The organism is Chloroflexota bacterium (genome assembly GCA_016197225.1).
In the GTDB taxonomy this organism is placed as follows: Bacteria; Chloroflexota; Anaerolineae; order Anaerolineales; family VGOW01; genus VGOW01.
Window position 1 is genome coordinate 45075 of sequence record JACPWC010000024.1, and the last position, 20056, is coordinate 65130.

Sequence of the window (20056 nt, forward strand, 5' to 3'; positions counted from 1 at the left end):
CCTGCCGTAAAAGGTTAGCCCGATGTCTGAGAATCGCACCTTCCTGGAAATCATTGCCCCCGACGTGGATGAAGCTGTGGCTCAAGCGCTGTTTGAACTTGGCGTGGAGCAGGATGAAGTGGATGTCGAGGTGCTGGACAGCGGCGACGCGCAGGAAGGCCGCCAGGCCCGAGTGCGGGTGTCAATCCGCCTCGTCGAGCCTCAGCCCGATGACCCGACGCTTCTCGCCGCGCGCAAAACGTTGCAGACTCTGCTGGAGAAGATGCTGGTTCGGGCGCGGATCAACGCTTCCTGGGGAGAGGCGGCTGACCCTGAGGAAAGCCGGCCCTTGATTCTGGATATTCAAGGCGATGATCTGGGAATGTTGATCGGCCACAAGGGTGAAACGCTGGCCGCCCTGCAATACATCGTCCGCCTCATCGTCTCCAAACAATTGGATCAACTGGTCAACGTCGTCGTGGATGTAGAAGGCTATAAAGTCCGGCGCGAGCACCAACTCCGACAACTTGCCAGGCGGCTGGCCGAGCAGGCAGTGCAACGTGGCCGCACCATCTCGCTGGAGCCAATGCCGGCCAACGAGCGGCGCGTCATTCATCTGGCCCTGCGCGACCATCCAGACGTGGTCACCGAGAGTGTAGGCAATGGCCAATTGCGCAAAGTGACCGTCATTCCAAAGAACAAGAAATAGTATAACGGCGTTGAGGCCTCGCGCTTTGTAATTTAGTCTTGACAGTAGCCCGCCAGCGACGCGGGCTGTACGGTTTTGCAGGCTTACAGCAGAATTGCAAGGCAAATGGTTTGATAACGACCTTGCAAGGTTTAGGGCGGGTGCCCGATGTTAGTTTGCTGTTAGCTCCGGCGTACCAGTCAGTCATTTATGGCCGATAGTCAACGACGCATTCTTTATATTGAAGACAACCCGGATAACCGGCTTTTGGCGTTACGCATTCTCACTGCTGAAGGTTACGAGGTGTTGGTTGCCGCCAACGGCGCTGAAGGGTTGGCGAAGGCGGCGGAAAACAAGTTCAGCTTAATTCTGGTGGACATCAACATGCCAGAGATTGACGGTTACGCCGTCACTTCCCAACTTCGAGAAATGCCGCACCTGGCCCGCGTGCCCATCGTCGCCCTCACGGCCAACGTGATGCGCGGCGACCGTGAGAAGACGCTCGCCGCCGGGTGCGACGGCTACATTCAAAAGCCGATTGACATTGATATCTTCCCACAACAACTTGCCCGATTCATCGAAGAGGCTCAGCCCACATGACGCTTCAGTCCACCACCGATCAATCAACCAACTCACCCAAACAGCAAAACGGCTCGACGCGCCAGCACCGGGCGATTCATGCTAAAGACGCGACCGTGCTTATTGTTGAAGACAACCCGTCCAATTTTGTGTTGATGGCCCGCATGTTGGCCTACATGGGCGTGCAACGCTGTGAATGGAAAACCTCCGGCTGGCAAGTCGTTGAGTTTGCCGATACCCTGCCGCAGGTTGATTTGATTCTGATGGACATTCGCCTGCCTTACGAGGACGGTTACGCCGCCCTCAACAAACTCCGTGAACATCCCCGCCTGGCCAACACCATGGTGGTCGCCGTCACAGCTGAAGCCAGCACCGAGCAAATGTCCAGGGCGCGGGCCGCCGGGTTCGACGGCTTCCTGGGCAAACCGCTCGACACCGACAAATTCCCTGACCAAATCCGTCGGATGTTGCGGGGCGAACCGGTATGGGAATTATCCACCCCGTAAGCCCGCCTTCAGGCTTCCCTTTAGCGAATCCAGCCGGCAAGCTATCCTTAACGCTGGCCTCTCAGCCTGCCTGGCGCCTCAGGTAACGTTGGACAACTTATTGGCATTGTCTCCCTGAAAGCGGCTCAGTTATGTTGGCATCCATTCCTCCTTCTACCGCCCGTCGTCCTGCCGTTCCCCGCAGCCAGCTTATCCTTCTCGTCATCCTGCTCGTCATTGGGGCCGTGGCCGAGAATCTGATCCTGTTCAATTACCTCGATCTTTCGCAAAAGTTTCAAACGTCGGTCGCGCCTTCCATTAGCCTTCTACCAAAGCTCTCGGCTTTGCGGATAGAAGTGCTTCAATTACACGCCGAAGTCGAACTGGCACTCCACCTGGACGTACCCGAGTTCACCTCTGTTGATGCGCGGCGGGCCAACGTGGCCGCCCGTCTGGAAGACCTGCAAACTGCCGCCGCCGGAAACGCAAAATATACGCCGGCCATTGACGCCGTAAGCGTCCTGCTTGAAATCTACGATTCGCAAATCGCCGGCTTCCGCAATAGCCCTTCCGAGGCGCAAGTTCCGGTAATTGAGTTTGAACTGGGCCGCGCCTTCAAAGACACCGAAGCGCAGTTAGCCGGCATCTATAACGAGGAAGAGGCTTTGTTTTCCCGGGCAACCACCAACATCTTTGCCGCCGTCCGCGACACTCAGATCATCCTGCTGGGGGTTGGCGTTATTCTGTTCATCTTGAGCGCCCTCTTTGTCTTCAACACCCGGCGGACGGTTCAACAGGAAGTTGGCCGCGTCTCTGAACAACTGCAAGTAGCCGCCGAGGTGGGTCGGGCGGCTTCGTCGTTGCTTAGCCTGGATGAACTCTTCGACACTACCTTGAGCCTGATCCGGGATCGTTTCAATTTTTATCATGCTTCGATCTTTCTGCTTGACGAGGCGGGCGAGAACGCCGTGCTTCGCGCCTCAATGGGCGAAGTGGGAGCGAGCCTGATCAAGAGCGGCTATAAACTAGACGTTGGCTCCGACACCATCATCGGCTACGTCACCGCCAACAACGCCGCCCGCGTCGCTTCCGACGTAAGCGACGACCCGGCTTATTTCCGGCATGAGCTACTCCCGAATACCCGGGCCGAGCTGGCCGTTCCTCTGCGCCAGGGCGGGCAAGTCATCGGTGCCCTTGACGTGCAATCGGTCAACAGCAACGCCTTCCCGAACGACCTGGTGCCCGTCATCCAAACCCTGGCCGACGAAATCGCCGTCGCCATCGGCAACGCCGCTCAGTACACGCGCGAAAAGGCTCGCGCTCAACAACTGGCTACGTTGCTCGAATCCTCAGTTGAGTTGAGCATCCCCCAAAGCAACTTCGACGCTTTGCTGGACTTGATCGCCCGCCGGTCGTTGACGCTGATGCGAGCCAACGACGCCGAAATCTGGTTGCCCCTCAATGACGATGAAATCGAACTGCGAGCCAACGTCAGCGAGCCGACTCGGGTAGGGCAACGCCTGCGCCGGGGTGAGGGCCTGCCGAGTCAGGTGTTCGCCAGTGGCCGGCCCCTGCGCGTGGAAGATTACGCCAAGTGGGAAAGCCGGACCGGGGCTGTCGCCGGCGCCGCCTTCCGCGCCGCCCTGACCGTGCCTATGGCCTGGCAAGGCTCCACGGTCGGGGTGCTGACGCTCACGCACAGCCAGCCCAACTGGTTCTCGGCAGATGATGAACGCATCGCCCAACTCTTTGCCTCGCAGGCGGCGGCGGCCATTGAAAACACCCGTCTCCTTCAGGAAACCCAGAACCGCCTCGGCGAACTTTACACCCTCAACCAGATCGGCCAGGCCGTTGCCGCCCAGACCGACTTGAACGGCCTGTTTGACGTGGTTCGCCGCGAAGTTCTGCGTGTCATCAACGCGCCGGTCATGTACATCAGCCTCTACGATTCCAAGCGCGAGCTTCTCGAAATCCCCTATTTCTACGAGAGCGGCCTGGTCACCTCGGTTGATCCTTTTCCGGTGGGGCACGGCCTCACCGGCCTCATCATTCAAACACGCCAGCCGCTGGTGGTGAACAACGCCGCCGAGGCCACCACCCAGGGAGCCATCGTCGAAGGCGACCCGGCTGAGTCATATCTGGGCGTGCCGATCATCGTCCGCGAGAATGTCATCGGCGTGCTCGCGGTGCAGGATTACGAAAAGCAAAACCTCTTCGCCCCGGCAGATGCGCGCCTGTTGTCTACCATTGCCTCGCAGATCGCGCTTGGCGTGCAAAGCATCCAACTCTACCAGCAAGTCCAGCGCCGCGCCGATCAACTGGCCGCCGCCTCGGAAGTGAGCCGGGCCACCATCTCCATGCTCAACCCGGCTCAACTTATTGTGGACGCCGTCGAACTGATCCGGAGCCGGTTCAACTTGTATTACGCCGCCATTTTTATGGTGGACGATGAGGGCAAATGGGCGATGCTTCGGCACGCCACCGGCGACGCCGGGCGGCAGTTGCTTGAGAACGGCCACCGGCTGGAGGTTGGCGGCAACTCCATGGTCGGCGCGTGCATCGCTCAGGGGCAGGCCCGCATTGCGCTGGATGCCGGCAAAGAACGGACGCGCTTTGCCAACCCGCTTCTGCCCGATACCCGCTCCGAAATGGCCCTGCCCTTGAGAGTCGGCGAAACCGTCCTCGGGGCTTTGGACGTGCAGTCCACTTTACACAACGCATTCTCCGAGTCCGACATTGCCGCCTTGCAGACGATGACCGATCAGATCGGCATCGCCATCCGCAATGCTCAACTGCTGGAGAATGCGCAACACACCCTCAAGGCGTTGGACTACGAAACCTACCTTCTCCAAACCCTCTTGGAAAATGTCCCGGACAAGATTTACTTCAAGGATCAGGAGGGCCGCTTCATCCGGGTAAGCAAGGCGGTGGCCGACAGGTTCAACCTGCCGCCCGAAGATATGATCGGCAAATGGGAGTTCGACTTCTTCACCGAGGCATACGCCCGCCAGGTTTACGAGGACGAGCAAACCGTGTTGCTCGCTAACCAGCCCATCTTCGGCAAGGTGGAGCAGGAACTGTGGCCCGATGGCTCGGCGACCTGGGCGCTGACCACGCGATTGCCTTTGCGAGACAGCGTGGGCCACGTCATTGGCACGTTTGGCATTTCGCGAGACGTCACCGAACTCAAGGCGGCAGAAGAAGCCTCGCGCCGCCGCGCCCAGCAACTGGTGGCCGCCTCGGATGTCAGCCGGGCCACCATCTCTATTCTTGACCCGGATCAGTTGGTGATTGAAGCCGTCGAAGCCATCCGTGAACGCTTCGACCTGTACTACGCCGCCCTCTTTCTGGTGGACGACGCCAGAGAGTGGGCCGTGCTCAGGCACGCCACCGGCGACGCCGGCAAGAAGTTGCTCGAACGAGGCCACAAACTGGAAGTGGGCGGCAACTCGATGGTGGGCTGGGCCGTCGCCAACCGCCGCGCTCGCATCGCCCTCGATGTCGGCGAAGAGCCGGTGCGCTTCGTCAACCCGTTCCTGCCCGACACCCATTCCGAAATGGCCCTGCCCCTCATCGTCGGCAACATCGTCATTGGCGCTCTCGATGTGCAATCCGTCCAGGTCAACGCCTTCTCCGACGCCGATGTTTCGGTATTGCAGACGATGGCCGATCAGATCGCCGTCGCTATTCAAAACGCCCGGCTGTATCTTCAGGTCAACCGCCGCGCCCGGTTGGAGCAATTGATCAACCGCGTCACCGGCAAGATCCGCCGTTCGATTGACGCCGAGAGCATTATCTCCACTACTCTCAGCGAACTCAATGACATTCTGCGCACCCGGCGGGCAGTGGCCCGGCTTGGCCCCGAGCACGACCTGCTCCCGCGGAAGCCCGGCTCGGGCCAGGGGAACGGCAACAATGGAAACAACGGCGGCAACGGCTCCCGACCGTCAGCGATCTAAATCATTTATGCCTTACGTCATCGCCATCTGCCACCAAAAAGGCGGCGTCGCCAAAACCACCACCGTGCTCTCGCTAGGGGCCTGCTTCGTCGAGCAACGCCATCAAACATTGATCATTGATCTCGACCCGCAAGCCAACCTGACCACTGCCGCCGGCCTGCACCCGGCCACCATGCGCCACTCGGCGGCAGACGTTTTGCTGGGCAATGAAACCCTGCTTCGCGTCAGCCGCGAAACCAAACTGCCCGGTCTCGACGTGGTGCCTTCCAACCCCGACATGCTGGTGGTGTCGAAGGCGCTCTACGCCCGGTCGCAGTTTGAATACCTGCTGCGCGACAACCTGGCCGGCAAAGACCTGGCCTTTTACGATTTCGTGGTCATTGACTGCCCGCCGTCGCTGGGGCCGATCACCATTAGCGCCCTCACCGCTTCGAACCTGGTCGTCATTCCCACCCAGTGCGAATATTTTTCAGTCCAGGCCCTCGAAGGCATCTTCCAGATGATCCGGCTGGTGCGAACCAGAACCAACCCGCAACTCATCTACCGGATGCTCATCACCATGTTCGACGGGCGCGGCCACCTGCACAGCCGGGTGCTGGCGCACATGCAACAACGGTTTGCCGACTCGATCCTGCAAACCGTCATCGGCGTAGATAGCAAACTGCGCGAGAGCCAGTTGGTGGGCAAGCCCATTACCGTTCACGCGCCGAACAGCCGGGGCACGCAACAGTACCGGCAGTTGACTCAGGAAATCTTGCAGTATGTCCAACAACGACAACAGTTACCAGAAACGGCTTGAGTCACTGTTCTCTGGCATTGAGCCGCCAGAGCCGACCCCGCCGCCGCCCGAACCGCCCAGGCCCGAACCGCCAACGCCGCCCGCTCCCGACACAGGCGCATCGTCACAGGCCGAAGCGCAAGCGGCCATGGCTCAGGCCGAGCAACAAGCCGCCAAAGATCGTGAGCAAGGTGAAGCCGAGCAGGCCAGGCTTCGGGCCGCCATCGCTCAGGCAGAAGAACTGGCCGCCAAAGAGCGCGAACAACGCGAAGCCGAGCAGGCCAGGCTTCAGGCCACAATTGCTCAAGCCGAGCAACAGGCCGCCAAAGATCGTGAACAGCGCGAAGCTGAAGAAGCCCGCTTTCAGGCCGCTATTGTCCGCGCCCAGCAACAAGCCGCTCAGGAGCGCAAGCAACGCGAAGCCGAAATTGCCAGGTTTGAAGCCAGTGTGGATCGTGTGCGCCAGCAGGCCGCCCAGGAAATCGGCCAGCGCGAAGACGAACTGACCAAACTCGAAGCTGAACTGGCCCAGGCCCGGCAACAAGCCGAACAGGAACGACAGGAACGTGAAGCCGCAATGGCGGCCATGGAAAAGTTGCGCGCCGCCCAGGCCACCGCCGGGGCGCCCGACACTGAGAAATCAACGCCCGCCCACGCCCTCCCCAAACCCGAGGCGGCCTCCCAAGCGAGTCCGGCGGCCAAACCCGCCCAGCACATTCCCGAAAAGGATTCCGCCCGGCACACCGCCAAGTTCACCATCTCTCAGTGGCGCGAGAATTTGCTCAAAACTCTGCTGAACGGCGCAAGCGCCCTGGGCGCATTGACGCTAATCATTTCGCTCGTCAGAGTGATCAACGATGGCGACTTGTTTCTGGGCCTCATTTACATTGTCGTCTACGCCGTCCTGCTGACGGCCACGTTCATTCGCATGCCTTACCGCCTGCGAGCCAGCATCTTCCTGCTCATCATGTACGGCCTGGGCGGGACGCTCCTGGTGCAATATGGCCTGAGCGGCAACGGGCGGCTCTTCCTCTTCGCCTTCACCGCCACCACCCTCCTGCTGTTGAGTTTGCGGGCCAGCCTGGGCGCGCTCATTATGAGCCTGCTGACGATGGGCGCAATCGGCTGGATGATGAGCAACAACTTGTTGACTACGCCCCGGGCCGAAGTGGTGGCCTCAACCGACTCGATCATCTGGGCCACCGGAAGCGTCGTCTTTCTCTTATTGGCTGTCGTGGTGATGCGCGGTTTGTCTATGCTCAAGACCGAATTCGTTTCAACCCGGTATCGCGAGCAGAGCATGGTGGAAGAACTGCAACGCGAACGCGAACAGCTTGAGCAACGCGTGCTCGAGCGCACCAAACTCATCGAACGCCGCACCACCCAAATCGTCACCGGGGCCGAGGTGGCTCGCGCCGCCAGCGCCGAACTCAACCCCGACGAACTCCTGCGCCGGACGGTGAACCTGATCCGGGAGCGTTTCGAGTTATATTATGTGGGCGCGTTTTTGGTGGACGAGACGGGGCGTTACGCCGAGTTGCGGGCCGGGACCGGCGAGGCGGGACAGACCATGCTTGCCAACCACCATCGCCTGGAAGTGGGCGGCAATTCAATGATTGGCCGCGCGGCCAGCGAAGGCCAGCCACGCCTGGCGCTCGATGTCGGTTTTGAGGGCATTCGCTTCAACAACCCGCTCCTGCCCAACACCCGCTCGGAAATGGCCCTGCCCCTCATCGCTCGCGAGCATGTTCTGGGCGCAATTTCGATTCAATCAGATCAGCCCGAGGCCTTCTCGCCGGAAGACATCGTTTCTCTGCAAGGCATGACCGACCTGGTTGCTATTGCTCTGGACAACGCTCACCTCTTCCAGGAAGCCCAGGGCGCTCTGGCCGAAGTGACGACGCTTCATCAGCGGTATCTCTCGCAAGCCTGGGAGCGGTTCTCCCAAAGCCAGCACGATCAGGCAGGCCGCTTGCCTACCTTTGCTTATGCCAACAACACGCTGATCCAGGGCGGCGCTGTGGAATTGCCGGCGATTGAGTCGGCGGTGGAAACACAGAAAGCGGTAGTGACCCACAGCCACGACGGCTCAACCGTCACCGTCCCGCTCAAATTGCGCGATCAGATCATTGGCGCAATCGCGCTGGAAGCCGAAGAGGCCGATCACGTCTGGGACCCGGACGAGTTGGCTCTCATTGAAGCCGCCGCCGAGCAGGCCGCTCTGGCGCTGGAGAATGCACGGCTGATCGAAGAGGCCGAGACGGCGCTGGCCGAAGCCCGTCGCCTGGCCAACCGCGAGCAAACCGTCAACGTCATCAGCGACAAGTTGCGCCGCCTGCCCGACGTGAACAGCATTCTCTCCACGACGCTGGTGGAGCTGGGCAAAACGTTGGGCGCTGGCAAAGGCCTGGTTCGGCTGAGCGGGCCAGGCAACAACCAAGAGATACCGGCTCGGAAGGTGAGCAATGATTAGGCGTTTACTCAATCGCCTGGGCCGGGTGCGATCCAACTGGCCGCTGGCTACTCAGTTGGTTGTGGCGGTGTTGGCCGTGCTGGTACCCACCACTGTGGCCGTTACTGTCATCGTGGTGGCAATCCTGCAAAACACGATTTCCGAACAAGTTGGCAATAATCTGTACACCATTGCCCAGTCCACGGCGCGGCGCGTGGCCGACCAACTGGCGCAGGAAGTAAACAACCTGGACACGCTGGCCCGCAGTCAAGCCGTCGTTGCTGACGTACAAACCGCCAATACCAGTTATCCGGCTTCCGAGGCGATTGCCCGCCAGGAACTCGATCAGATGACAGCGCAGTGGACGGCGGCTCAACCCAACAACCCGCTGGTGCTGGATCGCCAGAGCTTGACCTCCAGTATTGATTTACGCAACTTCGCCAATCGTTATCCCGACAACGTCGAAGTGTTTGTCACCGATCGCTATGGCGGTTTGGTCGCCATCACCACCCCGCCCGAGGCCTTCGCCCATTCCGACGAAGTGTGGTGGACGCTGGCGTACAACAGCGGCATCGGCGCGGTGTACATCAGCCCGCCGGAATTTGAGCCGGTCAGCAATCTTTACACCATTGTCATCGCCGTGCCGATTTACCAGCCTAACAGCCGCGAAGTCATCGGCATCCTTCATGCCCGCTATCGCCTGCAAGCTTTGATCAACCAACTGACCGGCGTGGACGTGGGCGTGACCGGCGAGGCCATGCTATTCAGCGAGAGCGGCCTGCGGCTCGACACCACCTCGACTGAGGAGATTCGCATCCCGGAAGAAGAGTGGCGGAACATGCTGGACGCCCAGTGGCACATCGGCGAATTTCAGTCACAACAAAGCATGGTCGCCCAGGCTTTTGTCCTTACCGATGTCGGCCCGTCCGACATCAACAACCTGGGCTGGGCGGTCATCATCCGCCAAAACGTAAATGAAAGTCTGGCCGCCTCGCTGGCCGTCGTGCGGGCGGCGGGCGTCATCGGCGTCATCGGCCTGATCATCGCCATTGTCTTTACCATCTTCGTCGCCCGGGCGCTGGTGCAACCGCTGGCCGAACTGACGCGCCTGGCCAAGGAAGCCCAGAGCGGCAACCTCAACGTCAACGTGCCAATGGCGGGCCGCGACGAGATCGGCCAGCTCTCTCAAGCCTTCAATTCCATGATTTCAGAAATCCGCGCCTCCACCGGCGTGCTGGAAGAAAAAGTAGCCGAGCGCACCACCCAGTTGGCGGCCATCAATGAAATCGCCGCCACCGTGTCATCCACCCTGGAAATTGACGAAGTAATGGATCTCACCGTCAACCTGATTCGTGACCGGTTGGGCTTTTATCACGTTTCGATCTTCCTGCTGGATGAAGAGGGTGAGACGGCGATCCTGCGCGAGTCTACCGGCGAGGTGGGCCGCCAACTCAAAGAGCGCGGCCACCGACTGGGCGTGGGGTCGCAGTCCATTATGGGTTACGTCACCGCCAACCGCAAGCCGCGAATCGCGCTCGACGTGGGGTCTGACACCGTCCACTTCAAAAACCCGCTCCTGCCCAACACCCGATCCGAAATGGGCCTGCCGCTGATCGTGGGCGACACGCTGCTGGGCGCGCTCGACGTGCAGTCCACCCTCTCTAAAGCATTCGACACCGAAGACGTGGCGGTGCTTCAGAGCATGGCCAACCAGATCGCCGTTGCCATCAACAACGCGCGCCTGTTCAAGGAAGCGCAGACCCGCCTGGCCGAGATCAGCTTGCTCAGCCGTCAATACCTCAGCGAGGCCTGGGACAATTATTCCCGCTCGCACCCGGAAACGGTTAGCTTGCGCCTGGAAGGCAACACCGTCGAACCCGCGCCGGACGAGGCAATGAACGGCGACCCTCTAAGCCTGACCCAGCCCTATTTGTCGAACGATGGCACCGAGATGTTTATCCCGATCACCTTGCGCGGTCAGGTCATCGGCGAATTCATGCTGAGCGCCCCGAACGAAGATCGGCAGTGGACACAGGATGAACTGAGGCTGGCCGAGGCAGTCATTGCCCAGGCGGCGCTGGCGGTTGAAAACGCGCGCCTGCTGGAAGAGACTCAAAGCGCGCTGGCCGAGACAAAACGCCTGGCCCGCCGCGAGCGCGTCATCTCTGAAGTGACCAGCAAGATCGCCTTTGGCTCGGACGTCAAGCGCATTCTGCAAATTGCCGCCGAGGAACTGCAACGTGCCACCGGCAGCAGCCGGGCCGTCGTGCGGTTAACCAGTCCGTCGCGGGAGGGCGCATGAGCCAGCCCGCGCACCTGCCCCGGCCAAACCAGTCCGGCTGGCAACTGGAACAATTCCGGCTCGTCTACCAGCTAGGCTCCCTGGCCGTCGGCCTGGGCCTTGTCATCTACGTTTTGGCCTTCGCCTTTCTGCGCTACTGGCAAACACTGGTCATTGGCGGCCTGTTGGCCGTGGCGATAAGCGGCTTCTACATCTGTTGGCAAATCGCCCGGCGCGGCAACCCCGAACGCGGCATCGAAGCCTTTGTCTACGCCATTGTGGGCCTCATGGTGTCGTCGTTCTATTTTCAATCCGACGTGATCGGCTTCAACATCATGGTGCTGTTTGTGCCGATTGTGCTGGCCAATTATCTGCTCCCGGCCCGTCGAACCCAGCGCGTAGTCGTCATCGGCAGTCTGGCAATTATTCACAACCTCGTCATTGCCAGCCTCAACCCGTTTCACCCGCCAACCTTTCCGGCGCTGGCAACCGTCCTCTTAAACGTCGTTGTCGGGCCGAGCGTGCTGGTCGTCATTGCCATCGTCAACTATCGTTCCTCGCGCCGCACCGAGCAGGCCATTACCCAGTTGGAACAGCAAAGCGCCGGCCTGGAAGAAATCGTAAGCCGCCGCACATCCCAACTAGCCGTCGCCGCCGAGATTGGCCGCGCCGCCAGCAGTGTGCTCGATCTTTCCGAACTGCTTCATCGCACGGTTGAACTCATTCGCGACCGTTTTGGCTATTATCACGCTTCCATCTTCCTGTTGGACGAAACCGGAAGTCAGGCCGTCGTCCGCGAGTCCACCGGCGAAATTGGCCGCCAGCTCAAGGAGCGCAAACACACCCTGGCCGTCGGCTCGCAATCCATCATCGGCTACGTCACCTCGCGGCGCGCGCCGCGCATCGCCCTCGACGTTGACGCCGACGCTGTCCACTTCAAGAATCCGCTTCTGCCAGAAACGCGTTCCGAAATGGCGATTCCCCTCATTGTCGGCGAACGCCTGCTGGGCGCGCTCGACGTGCAATCGCGCGAGCCAAACGCCTTCACCTCCGCCGATGTGGCCGTTCTGCAAACCCTGGCCGACCAACTGGCCGTTGCCATCAACAACGCCGAACTCTTCGCCGCCCAACAACAACTGCTCGTCCAAAACCAGCAACTGCTCGAAGACTCGCAGAAGACGCTGGCCGAACTCAACGCGCTCACCGGTCGCCTCTCGCAAGAAGGCTGGAGGGAATTTCTGGAATCGCAAAGCGGCACCATCGTTGCCGAAACCGGCCGAGTGCCTTCAGCCAACGCCGACTCAGCCCTGGCCCAGGCGTTGGAAAAGGGCCGCCTCATCCAGACCGGCGGCGAACACGCCACCCTGGCCGCGCCGATTTTGCTTCGCGGTCAGCCCATCGGCGCCCTGGCCCTGGAAGAGATTGGCGCAGATCATGAGTGGACGGAAGACGACCTGGCCCTGGCTCAGGAAGTGGCCGAACACCTGGGGCTGGCGCTGGACAACGCGCGTCTGCTTGAGCAGTTGAACAAGGAACGTGAGCGGCTGGTCTTTCTGTTTGAGTCGTCGCAGGCGCTGGCCGCCAACCTGAGCCTGAACAACATCATTGCCACCGCCTTGAAGTTTGCCTCGTCCATCGGCGCCGAGCACGCTTACGTGCTGTACACCGGTGAAGGTCAGGCCATCTTCAGAAGCACCATCCCCGACCTCGACCGCTTCACCGGAGTCGAAACCCAGGCAGTGGTGAAAGCCGCCGCCGCCCGGGGCCTGGATCGCTGGGTGTTTGAAAATCGCCAGCCGGTGCTGGTGAAAGACGCCCTGCTCGACGACCGCTGGTTGCCGCGCATCAGCCAGGAGCAGGTGCGGTCCATCCTCGCCGCGCCGCTGAGATCGCAACGCACCAACGAGGTGGTGGGCGTGCTGGCTTACACCCACACGCTCCCCAGCGCCTTTGCCGACGACCAGCTTCCCCTGCTCGACTCGATCAGCACCCAGATTTCGGTCGCTTTGCAAAACGCGATCCTCTACCAGAATCTGGGTCGTCAGCAATATGGAGCGACGGCGCTGGCCAAAGCCACACAAGCCATGGCCCGAACCTTGAGTGAAGAAGACTTGATGCAGGCCCTGACCGAAGAACTGTTCAATGCATATAAGCCGAACGGAGTGACCGTCTTGCATTGGGAAGCCGCCACCGAGACCTTTACCCCCATTACCCTCAAACTCAACCCCAACGAAGCCGATGCCTGGCCGGCTTTGCGCCAAAGCTTCCCCGCCAGCGACCGGCCAGACCTGATGGAAGTGATCCGCCGCCGCGCACTGTGGATGCAACGTCTCCGAGAAGAGCCGGAGGATAAAGTCCGCGAAACGATGAGCCTGCCCTTCATCTTTGACGAGCAGGTGGAAGCGGTGGTCGAGGTCGTTCACACCGGGCCGTCGGCCGGCCTCAGCCCGGACGATGTCGAGTTGTTCCGCTCCATCACCACCTCGGCGGCCTATTCCCTGCAAACCGTGCGGCTCTACCAGCAGTTGCGCGAAACCGCCGACCGTCTGCGCGAAGTAGACCGGCTCAAGAGCCAGTTCCTGGCCAACATGAGCCACGAGCTACGCACGCCGCTGAATTCCATCATCGGCTTCTCACGGGTCATCATCAAAGGCATTGACGGCCCGATCACCGACCTGCAACGCCAGGACTTGAGCGCCATCCACACCTCCGGCCAACACTTGCTCAACCTGATCAACGACATCCTTGACCTGGCTAAAGTAGAAGCCGGAAAGATGGATTTGTCGTTTGATAAAGTTGATCTGCCGGAGATCGTCAGGAGCGTGCTAACCACCATCAGCGGCCTGGTCAGGGAGAGGCCAATCCGTCTCATTCCGGAAATTCAACCCGACCTGCCGCCGGTGTATGCCGACAGCTTCCGCGTGCGCCAGGTGCTCATCAATCTGCTCTCCAACGCGGCCAAGTTTACCGAGCAAGGCTCCATCACCATCAAAGCCTTTGTCATTGACGCCTCGGCCCCGCGTCCGATGGTGCAAGTGACGGTGCGCGACACCGGCATCGGCATCTCTGAGGCCGACATCTCCAAACTTTTCCAGTCCTTCAGCCAGGTGGACGGCTCGGCCACGCGCAAGACGGGCGGCACCGGCCTGGGTCTGGCCATCACCCGTAACCTGGTGGAAATGCACGGCGGCGCCATTTGGGTAGAAAGCCAGTTGGGCGCCGAGACGGCTTTCAACTTCACCCTGCCCGTTTACACCGAAATGATTGACGCGCCGGAACCGGCGCCGGGCGACAGCCGCCAATCCATCCTGGCCATTGACGACGATGCGCGCCTGATTGACCTGTACCGGCGCTATCTCGAACCCAAAGGCTTCCTGGTTCACGGCCTCACCAACAGTCAGGAAGCGCTCGCCGCCGCCAAAGCTTTCAAACCTCGGGCCATCCTGCTCGATGTGCTGATGCGCGACCGCGACGGCTGGCAGGTCTTGCAGGAACTCAAGGATGACCCCGACACGCAACAGATTCCGGTCTTCATTTGCTCGGTGCTGGCCGAACACGAGAAGGCGTTGAGCCTGGGGGCCGCCGGTTATCTCGTCAAGCCGATTCTGGATGTAGACCTGTTTTCGGCCCTCAGCCGGCTGAATGGCGTGAGCGCGCATCATCCCAAGCCGGCCGTTGTCGCCGACAACTCCTAATCGCTATGGTTAACTTCACTCTCGAATGTATTGATTGCGGTCATCGTTCACCGTCGGGCGGCGCGGGCGGCAAGTGCCAGCGCTGTGGCGGCGAGTGGCAGGAGGCGCGGTACGATTACGCCACCCTCGGCCCCAGCCTGAGCGCCATGCTGGCCAACCGCCAGTTCAACCTGTGGCGCTATCAGGACTTGTTGCCCCTGCGCAACCCGTCGAACATTGTCACCCTGGGTGAAGGCGGCACCCCTCTCTTCCACGGCTACAACCTGAGTCTCATGCTGGGCCGCCCCTACATTTACGTCAAAGACGAGCGGCAGGGGCCGACCGGCTCGTTCAAAGACCGGCAGGCGGCGCTGGCCATCTCGGCCATGAAAGAAAACGGCATTACCGAAGCCGTCGTCTCGTCCACCGGCAATGTCGCCATTTCGTATTCTGCTTACTGCGCCCGGGCCGGGATCAAACTGTGGGCCTTCCTCACCAGCATGGTTCCGCCCGACAAAATGCGCGAGGTGGCGCTTTACGGCACTCAAGTTGTCAAAGTCACCGGAACCTACGACCGGGCTAAAGAACTGGCCGGAGAGTTTGCCCGCCAGCGCAACCTGTACTTCGACCGGGGCGCGCGCAACATTGCCTCGGTGGAGAGCATGAAGACTCTCTCGTTTGAAGTGGCCGAGCAACTCACCCGCCTGTTGGGCGTGACTCCGGCCCGCCAGCCCAACGGTTCAACCGCCGCCCCGTGGCGAGCGCCCGACTGGTACATCCAGTCGGTGAGCGGCGGGCTGGGGCCGCTAGGCGTGGCTAAAGGTTTTTGGGAACTCAAGCAGATGGGGTTGATTGACAAGATGCCGAAGCTGGGCGTCATTCAGGCCGAAGGTTGCGCGCCGATGGTCAACTCCTTCCATGCCGGGCTGGAGGTGGCCGAGCCGGTGATCGTGCCGCGCACTCACATTGCCACCCTCTCCACCGGCCAGCCGGGGCGCGTTTACACCCTGCTCCGCCAGCACATTTTGAAATACGGCGGCACGATGGAAAGTGTGAGCGACCAGGAAGCATTCCGGGCGATGCACGTGTCGGCTAAAATGGAAGGGCTGGCGATTGAACCGGCCAGCGCCGTGGCCTTCGCCGGGCTGTTCAAGATGGTGCGGGCCGGGTTGATCGCTCCAGACGACGTGGTGGTGATCAACGCCACCGGCCACACGATTCCGGTGGAGCGCGAAGTGCTGGGCGACGACTGGGCCAAGGTGCTCTCCGGCGAGGCGACGGAAGCCACTCCCCGGCCCCAGGCCGAGGGCCTGGTGGCGGCTCTGGAACGGCTCGACGAGCGCGTGCGCCGCATCGCCATTATCGAAGACAGCCCCGACGCCGCCCGCCTCATCCGCCGCATTTTGCAAGCGCGCGGCAACTACACCATTGACGAAGCCAACAACGGGGCCGCCGGTCTGGCCCTCGTCCGCCAGAACCTGCCCGACCTGATCATGCTCGACCTGATGATGCCGGAGATGGACGGTTTTCAGATGCTCGATCATTTGCGGGCCGACGAGGCCACCCGCAAGATTCCCGTCATCGTCATCACCGCCAAAGAGTTGACTCGCGAAGATCGTGAACGGCTGAGCGGCCAGGTGGAAGGGCTGTTGCAAAAAGGTTCGTTCATGGACGAAGACCTGCTCTCTGAGATGACTGAAGCCTTGAACTGATGGACTCCTCAGCGGCCCGCCTTCACGCCCGCAACGGCATCGTCGCCGCTCTGTTCTCGGCCACCGTGCTCGGCCTGGCGCCTATCTTCGGCAAGCTGGCTCTGCGCGAGGGCATGGATCCGCTGGCGCTGGTTCTGCTTCGCACCGTTTCGGCGGCCATCATCCTGTGGGTCATCTTTCTGCTTTTTGGCCGCAAGTACATCTTCATCTACCCGGTCGGCTTCATTGCCTGCGCCGTGGCCGGGATTATCAATGGCATTGGATCGCTGTTTTTCTACAGTGGTCTGGCCATGCTCGACGCTTCGCTGGCCCAACTGCTCTACAGCATCAACCCCATCATTCTGGTTTTTCTGCTACGGTTGGACGGCCAGCCGATTTCGCGGATCACTTTTGTGCGCATGATTCTGGCTGTGCCCGCCGTTTACCTCCTCACCAGCAACACCGAGCACGTCGGCCAGCTTCAGGGGGTGGTGTTCATGTTGATCGGGGCGGCGGCTTATGCCCTGCACCTGGCCATTACTCAGCGCACGCTCCGCGACATGCCGTCGCAAACCGTGACGCTTTACACCTTGAGCGTCATGGCCATCACAGTCGCGCCCTGGGGTCTGTGGGCCATTTGGACAGGCACGCCGCTGGCCGAGGCGTCAGACGTGGCCTGGGCCGGCGTGATCGGCCTGACCCTGGCGACAGCTATGTCGCGGTTGTCGTTGTTTGTAGGGGTCAAACGGCTGGGCGGCATGCAGGCCGCGTTGCTGGGATTGAGCGAATTGCTGGTGTCGCTGATCAGCGCCCTGATCTTCTTCAACGAGCAGTTGACGATCACCCAGTGGTCGGGCGCCATCATCCTGATTGTCAGTGTGGGGCTGATTGGCCGCGAGCCGGATTTGGCATCACATTACGTGTCTTACGGCTGGCTGGGCTGGATGTATGGTCTGTTCGAGCGCCTGCACCCGCAACCTGAACCGCCGCCGTTGCGTTCCAAGAAGGCAACAAAGTAAGGGCGAAGCATTCGGAGCGAAACCTCGCCTTAACTTCGAGCTTGCCATCCGAATGCTTCGCCCCTACAAATTTATCCCCCTCGTTCCGAAAACATATACCCCTGCCCGCGCACGCTCACCAGACACTTGGCGCTATGCGGGTACTGCGCCAGCTTGGAGCGCAGACGGCTGATGGTGGGCCGGATGATCTCGCGCGCTTCGCGCTCGTCGGCCTGGTAGCCCTGGGCCTCACGCACCAGTTGTTGAGCGGTGAGCACTTCGTCGGGGCGGGTCATGAGAGCGGTGAGCAGGCGGAACTCGGTGGGGGTGAGATGCAGACTCTTGCCACCCACCGTGGCCTCGCGCCGGCTGAGGTCAAGGACGATGCCGCCGCCGCTGGCCAGTTTGGGTTTGGAGTCCGGGCCGGGGGCCGCCGAGGCGGGGGATACTTCCGTCCGTAGTTCTTTCAAGTTCTGCTCGATCTGGTTGATCAGTTGATCCTTGTGCGACATTTCCATACGCCGGGCCAGCCCGCGCCGCACTTTGTCAATGATCACGTCGGGCGCGGACGGCTTGAGCAGGTAGGCAAAGGCCTGGTTCTCGATGGCCTGCATGGCCGTGTCGAGCGTGCCATGAGCGGTGAGCAGGATGATGACGGTTTGGGGCGAGAGGCGGTGCGTTTCGGCCAGCACCCGGATTCCGTCCATGCCGGGCATTTTGAGGTCGAGCAACATCAAGTCGAAGGAGTTGGTGGAGAGCAACTGCAGGGCCTCTTCGCCCGAAGCGGCGGCCTGCACCTCACAACCGTCGAGGCGGATGATTTCGCTGAGTGAGAGGCGCATCGCTTTTTCGTCGTCTACAACCAGCACTTTGGGAGCAGTCATTTCGTTTCCCTTTCCAACGGCAAATAAACAGTAAATGTGGCCCCGGCACCGAGCGTGCTGTCCACCTCAATTCGGCCCCGGTGCGCTTCGACAATAGTATAACTGACGGCCAGCCCCAGGCCAGTGCCCCGATCTTTAGTAGTGAAGAACGGCTCGAACAGTTTGACCTGATCTTCAATGGGGATGCCGGGGCCGGTGTCGGTGAACGACACCTGGGCCAGGCCGCCCGGCCCATCATGGGCCAGGCCTGTCTGCAAAGTCAGGCATCCGCCACCGGGCATCACTTCGCTGGCGTTGAGCAGAAGATTCAGGAAGACCTGCTTGAGGCTGTTGCGGACGACCGGCACGGCGGGCAGGGTCGAGTCGTAGTTCTTCTCCACCTTGATCTGGTTGTCGCGCAGTTGCTTGGCGGCCAGGGCCAGCACTTCGTCGAGCAGGCTGTTGAGATTGGCCGGGGTGAAGTCAATCGTGCCGGGCCGGTAGAAGTCGAGCATCTGGCGCACGGTTTGAATCAGGCGATCCACTTCCTCAGCCGCCAGTTGATGATAGTCACTGCGCTTCTCTTCGGGCAGGCCGGTGTGCGCCGCCAGATGCAAACAATTTTGGATGGCTTGCAAGGGGTTGTTGACTTCGTGGGCGATGGAGCCGACCAGCCGCCCCAGCGCCGCCAGCTTCTCGGCCTGCACCAGTTGTTGTTGCGACTCTTCGATGCGGCGCACGTACTCGCGCAGTTCGGCGTACAGGCGGGCGTTCTCCATCGCCGCCGCCGCCTGCCCGGCGAGAATGGTGAGCAGTTCAAGATCGCCTTCGCGAAACGCTCCCGCCTCCGCCGACTTGCCGACGACGATGACGCCCGTAGGTTGGCCGCGACGGGTGAGCGGCGCGCACAAAGCCGAGTTGAGGCGGGCCAGTTGCAAGTCGCGCAGGAGTGACGGGTCGCCCGGCATTTCGATGGTGACCCACAGCGGCAGTGACCAGGCGACGGCCCGGCCCGGCAAGCCGGCGTTGGGGCCGACTCTGGCTATTTGCGGATACTCGGCGGGGAACCCCTGGCTGGCCGCCATTTGTAAGGCCTCGCCGTCAACGACGTACAACGCGGCGCACGAAGCGCCGAAGCGGCCTTGCACCAGCGAGACGATCAGGTTTTGCAGGCGTTGCGTGTCCACTTCGGCCAACAACAGTTGGCTGACCTCAAAGAGCGGGCGCAGGGCGCGCGAGCGGGCGGCCTCGCTGGCTTGCCGGCTCTTGGACAGGGCATCGCGCACGCTCTGCACCAGCTTGTCGCCGGACTCGAAGGGTTTGAGCACCAGGCCTTCCGCGCCGTGCTGGAGGGCTTCGACGGCAGTGTCCACCGTGCCGTGGCCGGTGATGATGACGATGGCCAGTTCCGGGTCGCGCTCGCGGGCCAACTGCAACAACTCGAAGCCGTTCATGTCCGGCAAGCGGATGTCGAGCAACATCAAATCGTAGCGCCGCGCCTGCAACATACGCAAAGCATCATGCGGGCGATGGGCGCTCTCCACGTCGTAGTCGGCCAGCTTCAACAGCCGCTCGCAGAGGGTTGCTACGCCCAAGTCGTCGTCAACGATGAGGATTCGATCTGGCATG

12 protein-coding genes are annotated in these 20056 nt (G+C 61.2%); 10 read left to right on the forward strand and 2 right to left on the reverse strand.

The window, feature by feature from the left end:
- Positions 1-22: 22 nt before the first annotated feature.
- The 10 genes from HYZ49_04730 to HYZ49_04775 all read left to right on the forward strand — a co-directional run bounded on the left by HYZ49_04730 (position 23) and on the right by HYZ49_04775 (position 17585).
- Positions 23-688: a KH domain-containing protein gene (locus HYZ49_04730; GenBank protein ID MBI3241581.1), complete on the forward strand. Its 666-nt coding sequence runs from the start codon at positions 23-25 to the stop codon at positions 686-688.
- 189 nt (positions 689-877) lie between these two features.
- Positions 878-1267 carry a response regulator gene (locus HYZ49_04735; GenBank protein ID MBI3241582.1) on the forward strand — a complete coding sequence of 130 codons (390 nt, stop codon included), beginning with the start codon at positions 878-880 and terminating at the stop codon, positions 1265-1267.
- Complete coding sequence (locus tag HYZ49_04740; GenBank protein MBI3241583.1) at positions 1264-1752, forward strand: response regulator; 489 nt, start codon at positions 1264-1266, stop codon at positions 1750-1752. The genes HYZ49_04735 and HYZ49_04740 overlap by 4 nt, the downstream gene beginning before the upstream one ends.
- Before the next feature lie 131 nt (positions 1753-1883).
- The gene (locus tag HYZ49_04745; GenBank protein ID MBI3241584.1) at positions 1884-5690 is read left to right on the forward strand and encodes a GAF domain-containing protein; all 3807 of its coding nucleotides are present in this window, start codon (positions 1884-1886) and stop codon (positions 5688-5690) included.
- Between the two features lie 7 nt (positions 5691-5697).
- Positions 5698-6489 (forward strand): ParA family protein, encoded by a 792-nt coding sequence (locus HYZ49_04750; protein ID MBI3241585.1) that lies wholly within the window; start codon positions 5698-5700, stop codon positions 6487-6489.
- Positions 6452-8941, forward strand: coding sequence for a GAF domain-containing protein (locus HYZ49_04755; protein ID MBI3241586.1), 2490 nt, complete (start codon positions 6452-6454; stop codon positions 8939-8941). Before HYZ49_04750 ends, HYZ49_04755 begins: the two co-directional genes overlap by 38 nt.
- Positions 8934-11222, forward strand: coding sequence for a GAF domain-containing protein (locus HYZ49_04760; GenBank protein MBI3241587.1), 2289 nt, complete (start codon positions 8934-8936; stop codon positions 11220-11222). The genes HYZ49_04755 and HYZ49_04760 overlap by 8 nt, the downstream gene beginning before the upstream one ends.
- On the forward strand, positions 11219-14896 hold the full coding sequence (locus HYZ49_04765) for a GAF domain-containing protein (GenBank protein MBI3241588.1): 3678 nt from the start codon (positions 11219-11221) through the stop codon (positions 14894-14896). The genes HYZ49_04760 and HYZ49_04765 overlap by 4 nt, the downstream gene beginning before the upstream one ends.
- 5 nt (positions 14897-14901) lie before the next feature.
- Positions 14902-16587, forward strand: a complete 1686-nt coding sequence (locus tag HYZ49_04770) for a pyridoxal-phosphate dependent enzyme (GenBank protein ID MBI3241589.1) — start codon at positions 14902-14904, stop codon at positions 16585-16587.
- Positions 16587-17585: a DMT family transporter gene (locus tag HYZ49_04775; protein ID MBI3241590.1), complete on the forward strand. Its 999-nt coding sequence runs from the start codon at positions 16587-16589 to the stop codon at positions 17583-17585. Before HYZ49_04770 ends, HYZ49_04775 begins: the two co-directional genes overlap by 1 nt.
- A gap of 71 nt (positions 17586-17656) precedes the next feature.
- On the opposite strand, the gene HYZ49_04780 is transcribed toward HYZ49_04775, so the two are convergent.
- Positions 17657-18448, reverse strand: coding sequence for a response regulator transcription factor (locus tag HYZ49_04780; protein ID MBI3241591.1), 792 nt, complete (start codon positions 18446-18448; stop codon positions 17657-17659).
- Positions 18445-20055 (reverse strand): response regulator, encoded by a 1611-nt coding sequence (locus HYZ49_04785; protein ID MBI3241592.1) that lies wholly within the window; start codon positions 20053-20055, stop codon positions 18445-18447. The genes HYZ49_04780 and HYZ49_04785 overlap by 4 nt, the downstream gene beginning before the upstream one ends.
- Position 20056 lies beyond the last annotated feature (1 nt).